Annotated in this window: 19 protein-coding genes; 10 read left to right on the top strand and 9 right to left on the bottom strand. The window is 71.9% G+C overall.

The window, feature by feature from the left end; genetic code table 11:
• The first annotated feature begins 158 nt into the window (after positions 1–158).
• Complete coding sequence (locus tag H305_RS0136145) at positions 159–632, top strand: SsgA family sporulation/cell division regulator (RefSeq protein ID WP_028804739.1); 474 nt, start codon at positions 159–161, stop codon at positions 630–632.
• Positions 633–651: 19 nt separating this feature from the next.
• Here the strand turns inward: H305_RS0136145 and H305_RS0136140 are convergent, their stop codons facing one another.
• Entirely contained in the window at positions 652–2,067 is a 1,416-nt protein-coding gene (locus H305_RS0136140) for an FAD-binding oxidoreductase (protein WP_028804738.1), read from the bottom strand.
• A gap of 92 nt (positions 2,068–2,159) precedes the next feature.
• On the opposite strand from H305_RS0136140, the gene H305_RS48090 reads away from it, so the two are divergent.
• Entirely contained in the window at positions 2,160–3,893 is a 1,734-nt protein-coding gene (locus tag H305_RS48090; RefSeq protein WP_063611380.1) for a tetratricopeptide repeat protein, read from the top strand.
• 33 nt (positions 3,894–3,926) lie between these two features.
• Here H305_RS48090 and nthA read toward each other — a convergent pair whose 3' ends face one another.
• The 5 genes from nthA to hppD all read right to left on the bottom strand — a co-directional run bounded on the left by nthA (position 3,927) and on the right by hppD (position 6,894).
• Positions 3,927–4,511 carry a nitrile hydratase subunit alpha gene (nthA, locus tag H305_RS0136130; RefSeq protein ID WP_028804737.1) on the bottom strand — a complete coding sequence of 195 codons (585 nt, stop codon included), beginning with the start codon at positions 4,509–4,511 and terminating at the stop codon, positions 3,927–3,929.
• A complete protein-coding gene (locus H305_RS55880) occupies positions 4,501–4,788 on the bottom strand; it encodes an SH3-like domain-containing protein (RefSeq protein WP_028804736.1) in 288 nt (95 codons plus the stop codon). Before H305_RS55880 ends, nthA begins: the two co-directional genes overlap by 11 nt.
• Positions 4,781–5,170 (bottom strand): SH3-like domain-containing protein, encoded by a 390-nt coding sequence (locus tag H305_RS55875; RefSeq protein WP_078629419.1) that lies wholly within the window; start codon positions 5,168–5,170, stop codon positions 4,781–4,783. Before H305_RS55875 ends, H305_RS55880 begins: the two co-directional genes overlap by 8 nt.
• A 4-nt stretch (positions 5,171–5,174) precedes the next feature.
• Complete coding sequence (locus H305_RS0136115; RefSeq protein WP_028804735.1) at positions 5,175–5,660, bottom strand: hypothetical protein; 486 nt, start codon at positions 5,658–5,660, stop codon at positions 5,175–5,177.
• A gap of 88 nt (positions 5,661–5,748) precedes the next feature.
• Complete coding sequence (gene hppD / locus H305_RS0136110) at positions 5,749–6,894, bottom strand: 4-hydroxyphenylpyruvate dioxygenase (RefSeq protein WP_028804734.1); 1,146 nt, start codon at positions 6,892–6,894, stop codon at positions 5,749–5,751.
• Positions 6,895–7,016: 122 nt separating this feature from the next.
• Between hppD and H305_RS0136105 the strand changes: the two genes are divergently transcribed.
• The 7 genes from H305_RS0136105 to H305_RS0136075 all read left to right on the top strand — a co-directional run bounded on the left by H305_RS0136105 (position 7,017) and on the right by H305_RS0136075 (position 12,249).
• On the top strand, positions 7,017–7,487 hold the full coding sequence (locus H305_RS0136105) for an Lrp/AsnC family transcriptional regulator (RefSeq protein WP_028804733.1): 471 nt from the start codon (positions 7,017–7,019) through the stop codon (positions 7,485–7,487).
• A 41-nt stretch (positions 7,488–7,528) separates the two neighbouring features.
• On the top strand, positions 7,529–8,176 hold the full coding sequence (locus H305_RS0136100) for an ABC transporter permease (protein WP_028804732.1): 648 nt from the start codon (positions 7,529–7,531) through the stop codon (positions 8,174–8,176).
• Complete coding sequence (locus H305_RS0136095; RefSeq protein ID WP_028804731.1) at positions 8,169–9,482, top strand: betaine/proline/choline family ABC transporter ATP-binding protein; 1,314 nt, start codon at positions 8,169–8,171, stop codon at positions 9,480–9,482. The genes H305_RS0136100 and H305_RS0136095 overlap by 8 nt, the downstream gene beginning before the upstream one ends.
• Positions 9,479–10,345 carry an ABC transporter permease gene (locus H305_RS0136090; protein ID WP_028804730.1) on the top strand — a complete coding sequence of 289 codons (867 nt, stop codon included), beginning with the start codon at positions 9,479–9,481 and terminating at the stop codon, positions 10,343–10,345. The genes H305_RS0136095 and H305_RS0136090 overlap by 4 nt, the downstream gene beginning before the upstream one ends.
• Positions 10,342–11,304, top strand: a complete 963-nt coding sequence (locus H305_RS0136085) for a glycine betaine ABC transporter substrate-binding protein (protein WP_028804729.1) — start codon at positions 10,342–10,344, stop codon at positions 11,302–11,304. The genes H305_RS0136090 and H305_RS0136085 overlap by 4 nt, the downstream gene beginning before the upstream one ends.
• An 87-nt stretch (positions 11,305–11,391) precedes the next feature.
• Positions 11,392–12,030 carry a winged helix-turn-helix domain-containing protein gene (locus tag H305_RS0136080; protein ID WP_078629418.1) on the top strand — a complete coding sequence of 213 codons (639 nt, stop codon included), beginning with the start codon at positions 11,392–11,394 and terminating at the stop codon, positions 12,028–12,030.
• Between the two features lie 33 nt (positions 12,031–12,063).
• Entirely contained in the window at positions 12,064–12,249 is a 186-nt protein-coding gene (locus H305_RS0136075; RefSeq protein WP_028804727.1) for a hypothetical protein, read from the top strand.
• A 29-nt stretch (positions 12,250–12,278) separates the two neighbouring features.
• On the opposite strand, the gene H305_RS0136070 is transcribed toward H305_RS0136075, so the two are convergent.
• Both H305_RS0136070 and H305_RS52900 read right to left on the bottom strand, forming a co-directional pair.
• Positions 12,279–13,067 carry a S16 family serine protease gene (locus H305_RS0136070; protein WP_028804726.1) on the bottom strand — a complete coding sequence of 263 codons (789 nt, stop codon included), beginning with the start codon at positions 13,065–13,067 and terminating at the stop codon, positions 12,279–12,281.
• 15 nt (positions 13,068–13,082) lie between these two features.
• Complete coding sequence (locus H305_RS52900; RefSeq protein WP_234021371.1) at positions 13,083–13,247, bottom strand: hypothetical protein; 165 nt, start codon at positions 13,245–13,247, stop codon at positions 13,083–13,085.
• A gap of 39 nt (positions 13,248–13,286) precedes the next feature.
• On the opposite strand from H305_RS52900, the gene H305_RS0136060 reads away from it, so the two are divergent.
• Positions 13,287–13,781 carry a PucR family transcriptional regulator gene (locus tag H305_RS0136060; RefSeq protein WP_028804725.1) on the top strand — a complete coding sequence of 165 codons (495 nt, stop codon included), beginning with the start codon at positions 13,287–13,289 and terminating at the stop codon, positions 13,779–13,781.
• Positions 13,782–14,293: 512 nt separating this feature from the next.
• On the opposite strand, the gene H305_RS0136055 is transcribed toward H305_RS0136060, so the two are convergent.
• The gene (locus tag H305_RS0136055; RefSeq protein ID WP_028804724.1) at positions 14,294–14,935 is read right to left on the bottom strand and encodes an IclR family transcriptional regulator; all 642 of its coding nucleotides are present in this window, start codon (positions 14,933–14,935) and stop codon (positions 14,294–14,296) included.
• Between the last annotated feature and the right edge of the window lie 326 nt (positions 14,936–15,261).

The raw sequence follows: 15,261 nt of genomic DNA, 5'->3' as shown, positions 1-15,261 counted from the left end.
ACCCACCCCTTTCGGGCGCGGATCCGCCACGTACAGCCGTGATCCGGAACCGGTCCGGAGAAAATCCGCGGAACCCGCGTAATGGTTCCGCGGGGATGCGCTCTCCACTCGTACGGGACCGCCGACGGCCCCCGTACGACGAAAGGAAGCGCACCGGCATGAACACCGTCGTGGAACGCGAACTCGAGCTGAGGCTCGTCCTGTCGCCCGAACGCAGCATCCCCGTCCCGGCACGGCTCACCTACCGCGCCGACGACCCGTACGCCGTCCACATCACCTTCCACATCGGCTCCGACCACCCGGTCCACTGGACCTTCGCCCGCGAGCTGCTCGTCGAGGGGGTGTTCCGGCCGTGCGGTCACGGCGACGTGCGGCTGTGGCCGACGAAGGCCGCCGGGCGCGGCGTCGTCCTGATGGCGCTCAGCTCGCCGGACGGGAACGCCCTGCTCGAAGCGCCCGCCGCGCAGGTGTCGGCCTGGCTGGAGCGCACCCTGCGGGCGGTCCCTCCGGGTACCGAGGCCGAGGAGCTCGACATCGACGACGGTCTCGCCGAGCTGCTGGCGCCGACCCCGGCCGACGACCTGTGGACGGGCGGCCCATGGCCCTCGGACGAGTCCAAGGACGGGGAGTGACGCGCGGCGCGCGGGCGGATCAGAACAGCTTGCCCGGGTTCAGGATGCCCAGCGGGTCGAAGACCTCCTTGACCGCCCGCTGCATCTCCAACCCCACCGGGCCGATCTCGCGCGCCAGCCACTCCTTCTTCAGGACGCCCACGCCGTGCTCGCCGGTGATCGTGCCACCGAGCTCCAGACCGAGGGCCATGATCTCGTCGAAGGACTCGCGGGCGCGCCGGGACTCGTCGGGGTCGGCGGCGTCGAAGCAGACCGTGGGATGGGTGTTGCCGTCACCCGCGTGCGCGCACACCCCGATGGTCAGGGCGTACTTCTCCGCGACGCGTTCGATGCCTTCGAGCATGTCGCCGAGCCGGGAGCGCGGCACGCACACGTCGTCGATCATCGTGGTGCCCTTGACCGCTTCGAGCGCGGTGAGGGACAACCGCCTGGCCTGGAGCAGGAGTTCGGACTCGGCCGCGTCCTCCGCCGGCACCACCTGGGTGGCGCCCGCGGCCTCGCACAGCGCGCCCACGGCGGCGAGGTCGGCCGCCGGGTCGTGGGTGTCGAAGGCCGCGAGGAGCAGTGCTTCGGTGGTCTCCGGGAGCCCCATGTGCGCGAGGTCGTTGACGGCCTTCACCGTCGTACGGTCCATGAGTTCCAGCAGGGACGGGACGTGGCCGCCCTCCATGATCCGGCACACGGCGTCGCAGGCGGCGCGCGCCGACCCGAACTCGGCGGCCAGCACCAGCTGCGCGGGCGGCTGCGGTCTGAGCGCGAGGACGGCCCGGACGACGATGCCGAGGGAGCCCTCGGAGCCGACGAACAGGCGCGTGAGGTCGTATCCGGCGACGCCCTTCGCCGTGCGGCGGCCGGTGCTCATCAGCCGTCCGTCGGCGAGGACGACGTCCAGGCCGAGGACGTACTCGGCCGTCACCCCGTACTTGACGCAGCACAGGCCGCCGGAGGCCGTGCCGATGTTGCCGCCGATCGTGCACATCTCCCAGCTGGAGGGGTCCGGCGGGTAGTAGAGCCCGTGCTCGTTGACCGCGCGGGAGAGCGTGGCGTTGACGACGCCGGGTTCGACGACGGCGATCCGGTCGACCGGGTTGATCTCCAGGATGCGGTCCATCTTGGTGAGGGACAGCACGATGCAGCCCTCGGAGGCGTTGGCGGCGCCGGACAGGCCGGTGCGGGCGCCCTGCGGGACGACGGGGACGCGCAGGTCACTGGCCGTCCGCATGACGTGCTGGACCTGCTCGACGGTGCGCGGGAGGACGACGACGGCGGGCGTGCCCGCCTCGCAGAAACTCGCCATGTCGTTGGCGTACGAGGCGGTGACGTCCGGGTCGACGAGGACGGATCCGGCCGGCAGGCCGCCGCGCAGGCGGTCCACGAGGCCACCGGTCGCCGCCGTGGCTTCGTCGTGCGGGGCTTCGATACGGCTCATGATCACAGGTTCGCACCCGCGGCCATCGGTGTGAACCCCATCCGCGCGAGCCTTGCCGGACCGCGATGTGGTCTTCGTATTGACGCACAGTGAGCCGCATGGAGAACGAAGAGCGACAGCCGGTCCTCACCGGACTTCAGCCGGACGTGCCGGCCGGTCCGCGGCGGCGCCCCCGCACGGTCAGGCGCGTGCTGATCGGCGTGACCGCCGGCGGCGGTGTCCTCGCCGGCGTGCTGGTGCTGCTGCCCGTGCTGCGGCCCGCCACGGCACCGAGGCCCGCGCCGGGTTCGGTGGCGCGGGCGATGACAGCGGTGGGTGCCGGGGTTCCGGTCGCGCTGCCCGATCTGAAGGCGCTCATCGGGGACCGCGAGACCCATGTGCGGGCCCATCCCCGGGACGACCGGTCGTGGGCGGTGCTCGGCAGCGCGTACCTGGAGCAGGCGCGACGGACCGCGCTGCCCGCGTACTACCCGAAGGCCGAGCAGGCGCTGCGCACCTCGCTGCGGGTCCGGACACAGGGGAACGTGGAGGCACTGAACGGCCTGGCCGCGCTCGCCGACGCCCGCGGCGACTTCCGCGAGGCGAAGAAGTGGGGCGAGGCCGCGGTGGAGCTGGCGCCGAAGCGGTGGACGACGTATCCGGTGCTCATCGACGCGTACCGGGGTCTCGGGGACTACAAGGCCGGCCGCAAGGCGCTCGACAAGCTGACGGCGCTGCACACCGGGCCGACCGTGCAGGCGCAGGCCTCGCGGGTGTACTGGGACCGCGGCTGGCGGGAGGACGCGGTGGCCGTGATCATGGACGCGGCGGCGGGCGCGGGGACCCCCGCCGAGCAGGCGGTCCTCATGGAGCAGGCCGGTGAGCTGGCGTGGGAGCGCGGCGAACCGGACGAGTCGCTGCGCTACTACCGGGGTGCGGTGCGCGCCGATCCCGACGAGCACGGGGCGCTCGCCGGACAGGGACGCGCGCTGGCGGCGCTGGGGCGCAGCTCGGAGGCCGTGCGTGCCTACCGGGCGGCGATCGCCGAGCGGCCCACGCCCCGGTACGCGCTGGAGCTGGGCGAGCTGTACGAGAAGCTCGGCATGGACGCCGACGCGCGCACCCAGTACGACCTGCTGCGGCAGCGGGTGCGGCAGGAGAGCGCGGAGGGCGTGGACGACGAACTGGTCCTCGGGATCTTCGAGGCGGACCACGGCGACCCGCTGGAGGCGGTGTGGCGGCTGCGCGAGGCGTGGGAGCGGCACCCCAGCATGCCCGTCGCGGACGCCCTGGGCTGGGCGCTGCACCGGGCCGGGGAGGACGAGGAGGCGCTCAAGTTCGCCAACCGGATCACGGACAAGGAGCACGGCGGCGGGGTGCGCAGCGCGCTGTACATGTACCACCTGGGCCAGATCGAACTGTCCCTGGACCGCACCGGCTCGGCTCGCCGCCATCTCTCCGAGGCGCTGCTGCTCAATCCGCACTTCTCCCCGCTGCTCGAGCCGCAGGCCCGGCAGGCCCTGGCGGATCTGGGCGAGCCCCCGGCGGTGAGGCCGGAAGAGCTGGAGGCGGAGGAGCCGGAGGAGAAGGCCCCGGCCGTGGGTGCGGCCGGCGCCCCGGCCGCGGTCCCGCCTCCGGCCGCGGTCCCGCCTCCGGCCCCGGCCCCGCCTCCGGGCACGGCCCCGCCTCCGGGCACGGGCGCGGCGCCGAGCGCCGGCACGGGCAGGACCTCGTCCGGGGGCGCCCCCCGCACCCCGGCCGCCTCCTCCCCCGCCGCCCCGGCCCACCCCTCGGCCCAGCGCTCGGCCGGGCCCACGGCGGGCTCGACGGCGCGTCACCCGGCGACGCACTGAGCGGCCCCGCGCCGCCGTGCGGGCCCGGGCGGTTCAGACGGCGGCGGTGCCGATCAGCGCGTTGCGGGTGACCAGGGCGGCCAGTTCCGTCTCGTCGAGGGACTCCGTGCCGGCCGGGCGGCGCGGCAGGACCATGTAGCGGGTCTCGGCACTGGAGTCCCAGACGGAGATCTCGGTGTCCGCCGGCAGGCCGAGCCCGAACTCGGCGAGCACCGCGCGGGGTTCGCGGACGACGCGGGAGCGGTAGGACTCGGACTTGTACCAGCTCGGGGAGGGGCCGAGGAGCCGGAGCGGGTAGCAGGAGCACAGCGTGCAGACGATGACGTTGTGGAGGGTCTCCGTGTTCTCGACGACCCGCAGCCGCTGGTACGAGCCGTCCATGAAGCCGAGTTCGCGGACGGCCGCGGTGCCGTCGGCCAGCAGACGGGACCTGAAGGCCGGGTCGGTCCAGGCCCGGGCCACCACCCGGGCGCCGTTGGCGGGGGACGCGCCCGACAGGAAGGCGTCGATCACCTCGTCCAGCGCACCGCCCGAGAGCACTCCCTTCTCCTCCAGGAGGGTCTCCAGGCGCCGCACCCGCCGGGAGATCAGGGCGTCGTCGTGATGGTCACCGCTCATCTTCGGGGTCCTCTTCCAGATAGCTTTCCCACAGGTCCAGTACGACGTGGTGGTCGCCCTCGCCCCACAGGTCGCGGGCCGCGAACCGGACCGCGTAGACCTGCTCGACAGGGGCGTCGTCGCGCCCCTGGGCGCTGACGTCGGCGAGCTGCGCACCGCCCTCCGTCTCGACGACCACGCCGCGCTTGCCGCGCGCGTAGCGGGGCAGGCGGGTGTGGTGCGGCGGGTCGTGGAGGTAGGTGCGCACGAGGTCGCCGGGCGCGAAACGGTCAGGCATCGGGTCCGCCCGGCTGTCCGGGGCCGGCGGATCCGCCGGGCCGCGCGAGGCCGTCCGGTCCGTCCGCGCCGACCGCGCCGACCGCGCCGACCGCGCCGACCGCGCCGACCAGTTCACCCGGTGCGAGGACGCCCTTGCGTTCCAGCAGGGCGCAGATCGCGATGAACCACCGCTCGTAGTACGACGTCGTGAGGTACCGCGCCGGCGGGATGGACTCGATGGCGTCCCGGAACTCGTTCGTGTTGAACAGCCCCTGCGCGCGAAGGGCGTTGAAGAGGCCGACGACCCGGGCCTCCCAGTCGGCGTGGAAGGGTTCGGTGTCGTCGGTGGTGTCGACGGCGCCGAACCCCTGCATGCCGCCCACGTCGTTGATCCTGGCCATGCGGTCAGACTACGTCCGGGGACTGCGGCTCAGGGGGCGAGAACGGCTTGCAGTAGAGGGAGAATCTGCGGGCCCCCCGCTCGCCCGAGGCGAGCCCGATGCACAGCCGCAGGCCGCCGGCGCGGCGGACGGCGAGGCCCTCGGGTTCACGGTGGTCGAGCGAGTACCCGGCCTCCGTGCGCGCCCGCTGCACCAGCGCGCCGGTGCGGACGTCGAGGCGGGAGACGTAGGTGTTGCCGCGCCCGGAGGGCGGGTTGGCGGTGTCGTCGTACGCCGCGCCCGCGAGCCGGCTCAGGCACAGGTCGCCGGCCTCGCCGCCGCCCTCGGTGACCTGGAGCACGTACAGATGGCCGTTCACCTCGTCGAAGGCGAACGACTGGAGGATCGTCGGCTCCCGGAGCGTGTCCCTCTTCCACAGCCAGCGCTCGGACGGCATGGTCGGGTCGACCGGTTCGTCGTCGGTGGTCCTGTCGGCCCGCGGATCACCCATGCGGCCTCGTCCCTCCGCGTCCTGCGGGCGCCCCCGTGGCGCCCACAGGACTTGAGAGTCCCCCTCCCGGCCCCGCCGGTTGCGGGTTCTACAGGTTGCCGCGCTTCTCCTGCTCGCGCTCGATCGCCTCGAACAGGGCCTTGAAGTTGCCCTTGCCGAAGCCCATCGAGCCGTGCCGCTCGATGATCTCGAAGAAGACGGTCGGTCGGTCCTGGACCGGCTTGGTGAAGATCTGCAGGAGGTAGCCGTCCTCGTCGCGGTCGGCGAGGATCTTCAGCTCGCGGAGCGTGTCGACGGGCACCCGGGTGTCGCCCACCCACTCGCCGAGGGTGTCGTAGTAGGAGTCCGGGGTGTCGAGGAACCGGACGCCGGCCGCGCGCATGGTGCGTACGGTCTCCACGATGTCGTTCGTGTTCAGCGCGATGTGCTGGACGCCGGCGCCGCCGTAGAACTCCAGGTACTCGTCGATCTGGGACTTCTTCTTGGCGATGGCGGGCTCGTTGATCGGGAACTTGACCTTGAGCGTGCCGTCGGCGACGACCTTGGACATCAGCGCGCTGTACTCGGTCGCGATGTCGTCGCCCACGAACTCCTTCATGTTCGTGAAGCCCATGACCTCGTTGTAGAAGCCGACCCACTCGTTCATGCGGCCGAGTTCGACGTTGCCGACGCAGTGGTCGATGGCCTGGAAGGTGCGGTGGGCGGGCGGCTCGACGATCGGTTCGGCGGCGACGAAGCCGGGGAGGTAGGGGCCGTCGTAGCCGGAGCGGTCGACGAGCGTGTGGCGGGTCTTGCCGTAGGTGGCGATCGCGGCGAGGACGACGGTGCCGTGCTCGTCCTTGATCTCGTACGGCTCGGCGACCGAGCGGGCACCGTGCTCGATGGCGTAGGCGTACGCGGCGCGCGCGTCCGGCACCTCGATGGCCAGGTCGACGACGCCGTCGCCGTGCTCGGCCACGTGCTCGCCGAGGAAGCGGCCCCAGTCCGTGGCGGCCTTGATGACGGAGGTGAAGACGAACCGCGCCGAGCCGTTCTCGAGGACGTACGACGCCGTCTCGCGGCTGCCGTTCTCCGGTCCGGAGTAGGCCACGAGCCGCATGCCGAAGGCGGTGGAGTAGTAGTGCGCGGCCTGCTTGGCGTTGCCGACGGCGAAGACGACCGCGTCCATTCCCTTGACCGGGAAGGGGTCGGCCTGCCGGGCGGTGTCGGGAGTGTGGTGTGTGGTCTGCGTCATGCGCGCAGACTCCCCCTGTTCCACAAGGTGCGCAATAGTTCGCGTATTCACTGGACAATATGCTCAATCACGGGACGGTCCTGGCGGGCTTTCTGTACATGATGACCATCTTGGAGGTCCGCATGGCGATCGATCATCTGGACGGCCGGCTCATCGTGCTGCTGGCCGAGGAACCGCGCATCGGGGTGCTGGAGATGTCCCGGCGGCTCGGGGTCGCGCGCGGCACCGTGCAGGCGCGGCTCGACCGGCTTCAGTCGAATGGCGTCATCCGGGGCTTCGGACCGCAGGTCGATCCGGCCGCCCTCGGCTATCCCGTGACGGCGTTCGCGACGCTCCAGATCCGGCAGGGGCAAGGTCCCGACGTGCGAGCGCACTTGGCGACCGTTCCGGAGATGCTCGAACTGCACACGACGACCGGCAGCGGGGACATGCTGTGCCGTCTCGTGGCCCGCTCGAACGCGGATCTCCAACGTGTGATCGACCGGGTCGTCGGTTTTGATGGCATCGTCCGGGCCTCCACGGCGATCGTCATGGAGAACCCCGTTCCGCTGCGGATCATCCCGCTCGTGGAACAGGCGTCGGGAGACACCTGACGCCCCTGGCCCCGGGCGCCGTCGAGGTGAGGGCCGGTGCCGTGAACTTCTGGGAGTACCTGAGCAGCCGCCACCAGCAGTTGTTCACGGACGCCTGCCAGCACGCGAGCGCCGTCTTCCAGTGCATGGTCGTGGCGACGGCCATCGGCGTGCTGATCGGCATCGCCACCTACCGCAGCCAGTGGGCGGGCAACGTCGCGACGACCACCACGGCCACCTTCCTGACCATTCCGTCGCTCGCCATGATCGGTCTGCTGATCCCCGTCGTGGGGCTCGGCGTGCCGCCCACGGTGATCGCGCTCACGCTGTACGGACTGCTGCCGGTCGTGCGTAACTCGATCGTCGGCCTGCGCGGCGTCGACGCGTCGCTGGTGGACGCGGCGAACGGCATCGGCATGTCGCGGGCGGCCCGGCTCGTCAGGGTCGAACTGCCGCTGGCCTGGCCGCCGATCCTCGTCGGCATCCGTGTCGCCACCCAGATGATGATGGGCATCGCGGCCATCGCCGCGTACGCCTCCGGACCCGGCCTCGGCAATGAGATCTTCCGCGGCATCGGCTCCCTGGGCAGCAAGAACGCGCTCAACCAGGTGCTCGCGGGGACGCTCGGGATCATCATCCTGTCGCTGCTGTTCGACGCCGCGTACGTGCTCGTCGGACGGCTGACGATTCCGAGGGGGATCCGTGCCTGAACCCGCGTCCGACACGACGGCCGAGTCGCCCGCCGGGAACGCCCCCGGGGAGCGGGCGGCCGGGGGCGGGCACGCGTCCACGACGGGCGCCACCATCGAGCTGGAGCACCTCACCAAGCGGTACCCGGGCAGCCGCGACGCCGCCGTGGACAACGTCAACATGGAGATCAGGGCGGGCGAGATCGTCGTGTTCGTGGGCCCGTCCGGATGCGGGAAGTCCACCACCCTGAAGATGATCAACCGGCTGATCGAGCCGACCGGCGGCCGCATCCGCATCGGGGGCGAGGACGTCACCCACATGGACCCGGTGAAGCTGCGCCGCAAGATCGGCTACGCGATCCAGTCGTCCGGGCTCTTCCCGCACATGACGGTCGCCCAGAACATCGCGCTGGTACCGAGGATGACCGGCTGGCCGAAGGCGCGGATCAAGGCACGGGTCGAGGAGATGCTCGACCTCGTCGGGCTCGACCCCGGCGAGTTCCAGGGCCGCTATCCGCGCCTGCTCTCCGGCGGCCAGCAGCAGCGCGTCGGGGTGGCGCGGGCGCTCGCGGCCGATCCGCCGGTGCTGCTGATGGACGAGCCGTTCGGGGCCGTGGACCCGATCACCCGGGACCACCTCCAGGACGAGCTGATCCGGCTCCAGCACGAGCTGCACAAGACGATCGTCTTCGTCACCCACGACTTCGACGAGGCGATCAAGCTCGGCGACCGGATCGCGGTGCTGCGGGAACGCTCGCACATCGCGCAGTTCGACACCCCGGAGGCGATCCTCACCAACCCGGCCGACGACTTCGTGTCCGGGTTCGTGGGCGCGGGCGCGGCGCTGAAGCGGCTCAACCTCACCCGCGTACGGGACGTGGAGGTCACCGGGTATCGGACGGTCACCGTCGACGACCCACTGCAGGAGATCTTCAACAGGCTCCGCTCCAGCGGGACGAACGAGATCCTGCTGCTCGACAAGCGGCGCCGCCCCTACAAGTGGCTGCGGCGCGATGACCTGATGCGGGCCAGGGTCTCGCTGGCGCGAGCGGGCACGCTGGTGCACGACACGGTGACCCTGGACGCGACGCTGCGGGACGCGCTGGAGGCGGTCCTCACGGACAACACGGGCCGGGTCGCGGTCACCGGCCGGCGCGGCGAGTACATCGGCGTCGTCGACATGGAGACGCTGATGAACTCCGTGCACGAGCTCCTGGAGGCCGACCGGCTGGACGCGATGGAGCACCAGCACGAGCTGGAGGAGACCCGCGCGCAGCAGACCCACTTCGAGCAGGAAGGTGTCGACACCGGGGAGGCGAAGGCGTGAGCACAGCGCCCACGGGTCGGCGGCCCGAGGGCGAGCACGAGGTCAAGGGGCTCGCCTTCCGCGACGACAGTGACGGCTCCGGCGAGGGCGAGCGCGAGGCCCCGCCGCCCCCCACCGCGCCGAAGCGGCGGATCACCTGGCAGAAGCTGACCCTCCTGCCGGCCACGCTGGTGGCGCTGCTGCTCGCCACCTGGCTCTGGTTCCAGCAGGCGGACCTCGACGAGATCTCCCGGAACGCCCTGTCGAACGGCCAGGTGTCGAAGGCGCTGTGGCAGCACATCGAACTGAGCGTGATCTCGACCTTCTTCGTGCTGATCATCGCCATTCCGCTGGGCGTCCTGCTCACCCGCAGGGCGTTCCGGAAGGCGACGCCGCTCGCGATGACCATCGCCAACATGGGGCAGGCCACCCCGGCGATCGGTCTGCTGGCGCTCCTGGTCATCTGGCTCGGGACGGGCACGAAGGCGGCCCTGATCGGCATCATCGTCTACGCCGTCCTGCCGGTGCTGTCCAACACGATCGCCGGGCTGAAGGCCAACGACCCGACGGTCCTGGAGGCGGCGCGCGGCATCGGCATGTCACCGCTGGGCGTCCTGGCCCGCATCGAACTCCCGCTGGCCGTGCCGCTGATCCTCGCCGGCGTGCGCACGGCGCTCGTCCTGAACGTGGGCACGGCGACCCTCGCCACCTTCGGCGGCGGAGGCGGCCTCGGCGTCCTCATCACCACCGGGATCACCAACCAGCGCACGCCGGTCCTGGTGCTCGGCTCGGTCCTCACCGTGGCGCTCGCCCTGCTCATCGACTGGCTCGCATCGCTGGCCGAACTGTTCCTGCGGCCCCGCGGGCTGGAGGTGGGGACATGAGGCGTCCGCGTGCCTGCGTGGCGCTGGCCGGCGTCCTCGTCCTGGCCGCCGGGTGCGGGCTGACCAGTGGCTCCCCCATGACCGACGACGTCGGCCCGGGCTCCGTCGGGCAGGGCGAACCGCTCAAGGGGGCGCATCTGACGGTGGCGTCCAAGGAGTTCACCGAGCAGCTGATCCTGGGGGCGATCATGGGTATCGCCTTCCAGGCGGCCGGCGCGGACGTCCTCGACCGCACCGGCATCCAGGGGTCGATCGGCGCCCGCGAGGCCCTCAAGAAGGGCGACGCGGACGCGATGTACGAGTACACGGGCACGGCCTGGATCACCTATCTCGGCAACAGCAAGCCGATCCCCGAACCGCAGGAGCAGTGGCGGGCGGTGCGCGACGCCGACCTGAAGAACGGGGTGACCTGGCTGCCGCCGTCCGCCCTCGACAACACGTACGCGCTCGCCATGAACCAGGCCCACTTCAGGACGTACCGGACCAGGACGCTCTCCGAGGTGGCCGCGCTCTCGAAGTCGGACCCGGGCGCGGTGACCCTGTGCGTGGAGAGCGAGTTCGCCAACCGGGCCGACGGCCTGCCGGGCATGGAGAGGGCCTACGGGATGAGCGTGCCCGCGAGGAACATCACGCAGATGGACACCGGGATCATCTACACCCAGGTCGCGAAGGGCAGTTGCACCTACGGGGAGGTGTTCACCACCGACGGGCGCATCAAGTCGATGAACCTGGTGGTGATGCAGGACAACAAGAAGTTCTTCCCCAACTACAACGCCGCGCCCGTGATCAACACCGAGGCCCTGAAGAAGTACCCGGCGATCGCCCAGGTCATCGAGCCGGTGACGAAGAAGCTGAACAACACGGTGGCCCGGGACCTGAACGCGAGGGTCGACGTCGACGGCGAGGATCCGCACCAGGTGGCCCTGGACTGGATGAAGTCGGAGGGGCTGGTGAGGTGAGGGGCGGGTGAGGCGCCTCTCCTGCCACTCCGGCGAGTTGCAAAGAAGCCGTTGCAAGGGTTTCTTTGCAACGCTATCTTTGCACCCATGCCGGAGCAGCCGCCTCGGCCCCCCTCGCCCCCGCCACCACTCGCGCCCCTTTCTCCACCGGCGCCTCCCCCGCCGCCCCGACGCCTCGACGCCCGTTCGCTGCGCGGCATCGCACATCCGCTCCGCATGGAATTGCTGAGGGTGCTGCGGCAACGCGGTCCGGCCACCGCGTCGATGCTCGCCGAGCGGCTGGGCGAGTCCAGCGGAGCGACCAGCTACCACCTCCGCCAGCTCGCCGCGCACGGCTTCGTCGAGGACGCCCCGGAGCAGAACAAGGGACGGGAGCGCTGGTGGCGGGCCGTCGACCAGGGCATGGGCTTCGACGAGGGGTTGCTCGACCACCCCGACCCGGCGGTACGCGGGGCTGCCGACCTGTTCCTGCACGAGGTGGCGACGAGCCACGGCCGCGAACTGTCGACGTGGCTGGGCACGCGCGGGGCCTGGTCCGAGGAATGGTCCCACGCCAGCGACATGAGCGACTTCACCCTGCGCCTGACACCGGGAAACACCCGTGAACTCATCGAGAAGATGCACGAACTGATCGAGAGCTACAGCGCCCGCCAGGCCCCCGAGAACGAACCCGCGGCGGAACAGGTCCGCATCCACACGCACGCGTTCCCGCACGTCTCCGACTGACCGGCCCGATCAGGCCACAGAAAGGTCGTCCCGATGCACCCGGACAACGCGCTCCGACTGCACCACGCCCGCGCCGCCGACCTGCGTGCCCGGGCGGACGCCCACCGGCTCGCGGCCTCGGCCCGGCACCCGCGCGAGCTGCGCACCCGGCTCGGCCGGACCCTCGTGGAGGTGGGCCTGCGGCTCGCCGCCACGCCCGGGACGACCGTGGCGCACTGACCCGGCCGTCTTCGGGGTCGGCGAAACCCCTAGCAGCTGGGGATCCCGCCCTTGCCCGCGTCCAGGGCCACCAGGGCGTCCACCGCGCCCGCCAGGCTGGTCACCGGGATCAGGCGGAGTCCCTCCGGGAGTTCCGCCTTCGCCTCCGAGCACTCCGCCTTCGGCACCAGGAAGACCGTCGCGCCGTCCCGTCGGGCCGCCTGGGTCTTCAGCGACACGCCCCCGACCGCGCCGACCTTCCCGTCGGCGTCGATCGTGCCCGTACCGGCGATGTTCCGGCCGCCCGTGAGGTCGCCGCCGCTGCCGTCGCCGTCCAGCTTGTCGACGATGCCGAGCGAGAAGAGCAGTCCGGCACTGGGCCCGCCGACGTCGGCGAGCTTCAGCGTCACCTTCACGTCGTCCTTCTCGTGGAGGTACGACAGCGCCGCCTCGGTGGCCGTGTCCTGGGACTTCTTCATCTCGTCCGCGTTGTGCCGCTCGATCTCCTCGACGCTGTTCCCGCTCGGGTAGACCGAGTCGCGCGGCATCACGGCGCGGTCCGCGGCGAACCAGCCGTCGAGCACGTCGCTGAGCGAGACGTTCGCGTCGGGACCCGTCGCCTCGATCGTGGTCATCCGCAGCTGACCGCTGGTGTCACGGACGGGCGCGCCGCTGATCGTGATCACGGGGACACCCTTGTTCTCGCCGAGGACGTTCGCCGTCAGGCCGGGCTGCGCCACGGAGAACGGCAGCGGCGCGAACACCGCCGTGGCGAGCAGCGCCACGACGGGAACGGCGCAGACGGCGACGGCCTTGGGACGTGTGAGGCGTGAGAGCACGGGATCAATCTAACGTCACCGCCCGGCGTGCCCCTCGTACAGGTCCCGCCGCGCGGTCGTGAAGCGACGCAGCGCCTGAGGAAGAGGTTCGGTCCCGATCCCCGGGATGCGCGGCACCGGCAGATGCCCGTCCTCCAGGACGAAGGGCTCCGCCGTCGACGAGGACCGCAGGCAGGGCATCCTCGGCTTCCAGGTGCCGACGAGCGCGGAGAACTCCGCGTGGAGGATGTCGTGCGGCGGCCCGGGCAGGCGCTGCGGGTGCCCGTGCGGGCGGGGCTCGGCGAGGTCGTGCCGGGGCTCGCCGAGGTGACGGCCTCCCTCGACGACGCGGACCTGGTGCTGCGCGTCCTCGGACCGGAGCTGCCCGTGGCGTCCGTCGAGGAGGTACGGCCCCGGGTCACCCTGCTCCGGCTCACCGAAGTGCTCTGCGGAAGCCGGGAGTTGAGCGCCGGAGCGTGGCGCACGGTCCTGGCGTACGACGACGAGCACGGCACCGACTACGCCCGCACCCTCGTCTGCTGGCTCGACGCGGGCTGCGACATGGCGGGCGCGGCGCGCCTGCTCGCCGTGCACCCCAACACCTGCCGCTACCGCCTGCGGCAGGCCCGACAGCAGCTCGGTATCGACCTCGACGACCCCGACGAACGGCTGGTGCTGTGGCTCCAGTTGAGGGCACTCGCGGGGCTCAGGGGGACGCCGACAGCCAGCTCCTGAGCCGCTCCTCGCACGCGTGCAGCCGCGCCACCGGCACGTACTCCCCCGCCGTGTGCGCCAGCACCGGGTCCCCGGGGCCGTAGTCGAACGCGGGGGCGCCGAGCGCGGCGAACCGGGCGAATGTCGGTCCAGAGACACGCGAAAGGGGTTGTCGTCCCGGCCAAAGCGGAGGGAGGGCGACCCGCCTGCGCGCCCGGGGGGCGGGGGCTCCGGTTTCCGTGCGGGAGGCTCGGCGCGGCGACGTACGCACCCGGCGTCGTCCGGACTCGGGCTCGGCGCGGCGACGTACGCACCCGGCGTCGTCCGGACTCGGGCTCGGCGCGGCGACGTACGCACCCGGCGTCGTCCGGGCTCGGGCTCGGACTCGGCACGGGACGGGGATGCCCAGGAGCGTCCGGGCTCGGCGCGGCGACGTACGCACCCCGCGTCGTCCGGGCTCGGGCTCAGCCCGGGACGCGTACGCACCCGGCGTCGCCCGGGCGCGGCACTGAGCCCGCCCCGCGGTGTCCGGTTCAGCGGAGTGCGTCGGCGACCTCGCGCGCGGCGTCGACCACGCGGGGCCCGACCCTCTCCGGCACGGAGTCCGCGAGCATGACGACGCCCACGCTCCCCTCGACCCCGGTCACACCGAGGAGCGGTGCCGCGGCACCGCTGGCCCCGGCCTCCAGTTCGCCGTGCGTGAGGGTGTACCCGGGCTCCTCCGCCGACGCCTGCCGGGCGGAGAGGATCGCCCGCCCCGCGGCCCCCCGGTCGAGGGGATGCCGGAACCCGGCGCGGTAGGCGACGTGGTAGTCCGTCCACGTCGGTTCGACGACGGCGACGGCCAGCGCCTCGGTCCCGTCGACGAGCGTGAGATGAGCGGTCGCCCCTATGTCCTCCGCCAGCGCGCGCAGCGCCGGCAGCGCGGCCTCCCGCACCAGCGGGTGCACCTGACGGCCCAGCCGCAGCACCCCGAGCCCGACCCGGGCGCGACCGCCCAGGTCGCGGCGGACGAGAGCGTGCTGCTCCAAGGTGGCCAGCAAGCGGTACACAACGGTCCGGTTGACGCCCAGTTTGTTCGAGAGCTCGGTGACGGTCAGCCCGTGATCCGTGTCGGCGAGCAGCTTGAGGACCCGCAGTCCCCTGTCGAGCGTCTGAGAGGTCTCCGCGGTCACGACGCCCACTCCTTAGTGGTGAGGTCGACGGCCCCCTCGCGGCTGTGCGTCACCGAGTCCCGTCGACGACGCGCTTCAGAGGCCGCCGGTCGGCTGGCGACCCGGGCTGATCCCGGGCGGAGTCGCTTCACGGCTGCGCTCCGCGGCGGCGCTGCCACGGGGCGTGTGCGTAGCGGGACAGTAGCGAGCCGGTCCGCTCAGCGGAAGTCTCCGTCCAGAATCCGGGCATCGACTGGTACGGACTGATTCCGTTTGCCCCGAATCATGGGGTGTGCAGCGCCCGAAGCGGACCGCGCACACGCCCGGCGCACGCGCCCCGCCGCGCA

This window comes from Streptomyces sp. 142MFCol3.1 (assembly GCF_000424945.1).
Taxonomy (GTDB): Bacteria; Actinomycetota; Actinomycetes; order Streptomycetales; family Streptomycetaceae; genus Streptomyces; species Streptomyces siamensis.
The sequence above is the reverse complement of the archived record's forward strand: the minus strand, read 5'-3'. Positions and strand labels throughout refer to the sequence as shown.

Coding starts and splice junctions, on each gene's coding strand:
- H305_RS0136145 (WP_028804739.1), top strand. CDS start 159: ATGAACACCGTCGTGGAACGCGAACTCGAGCTGAGGCTCGTCCTGTCG.
- H305_RS48090 (WP_063611380.1), top strand. CDS start 2,160: ATGGAGAACGAAGAGCGACAGCCGGTCCTCACCGGACTTCAGCCGGAC.
- nthA (WP_028804737.1), bottom strand. CDS start 4,511: ATGAGCGGTGACCATCACGACGACGCCCTGATCTCCCGGCGGGTGCGG.
- H305_RS55880 (WP_028804736.1), bottom strand. CDS start 4,788: ATGCCTGACCGTTTCGCGCCCGGCGACCTCGTGCGCACCTACCTCCAC.
- H305_RS55875 (WP_078629419.1), bottom strand. CDS start 5,170: ATGGCCAGGATCAACGACGTGGGCGGCATGCAGGGGTTCGGCGCCGTC.
- H305_RS0136115 (WP_028804735.1), bottom strand. CDS start 5,660: ATGGGTGATCCGCGGGCCGACAGGACCACCGACGACGAACCGGTCGAC.
- hppD (WP_028804734.1), bottom strand. CDS start 6,894: ATGACGCAGACCACACACCACACTCCCGACACCGCCCGGCAGGCCGAC.
- H305_RS0136105 (WP_028804733.1), top strand. CDS start 7,017: ATGGCGATCGATCATCTGGACGGCCGGCTCATCGTGCTGCTGGCCGAG.
- H305_RS0136085 (WP_028804729.1), top strand. CDS start 10,342: ATGAGGCGTCCGCGTGCCTGCGTGGCGCTGGCCGGCGTCCTCGTCCTG.
- H305_RS0136080 (WP_078629418.1), top strand. CDS start 11,392: ATGCCGGAGCAGCCGCCTCGGCCCCCCTCGCCCCCGCCACCACTCGCG.
- H305_RS0136075 (WP_028804727.1), top strand. CDS start 12,064: ATGCACCCGGACAACGCGCTCCGACTGCACCACGCCCGCGCCGCCGAC.
- H305_RS52900 (WP_234021371.1), bottom strand. CDS start 13,247: ATGCCCTGCCTGCGGTCCTCGTCGACGGCGGAGCCCTTCGTCCTGGAG.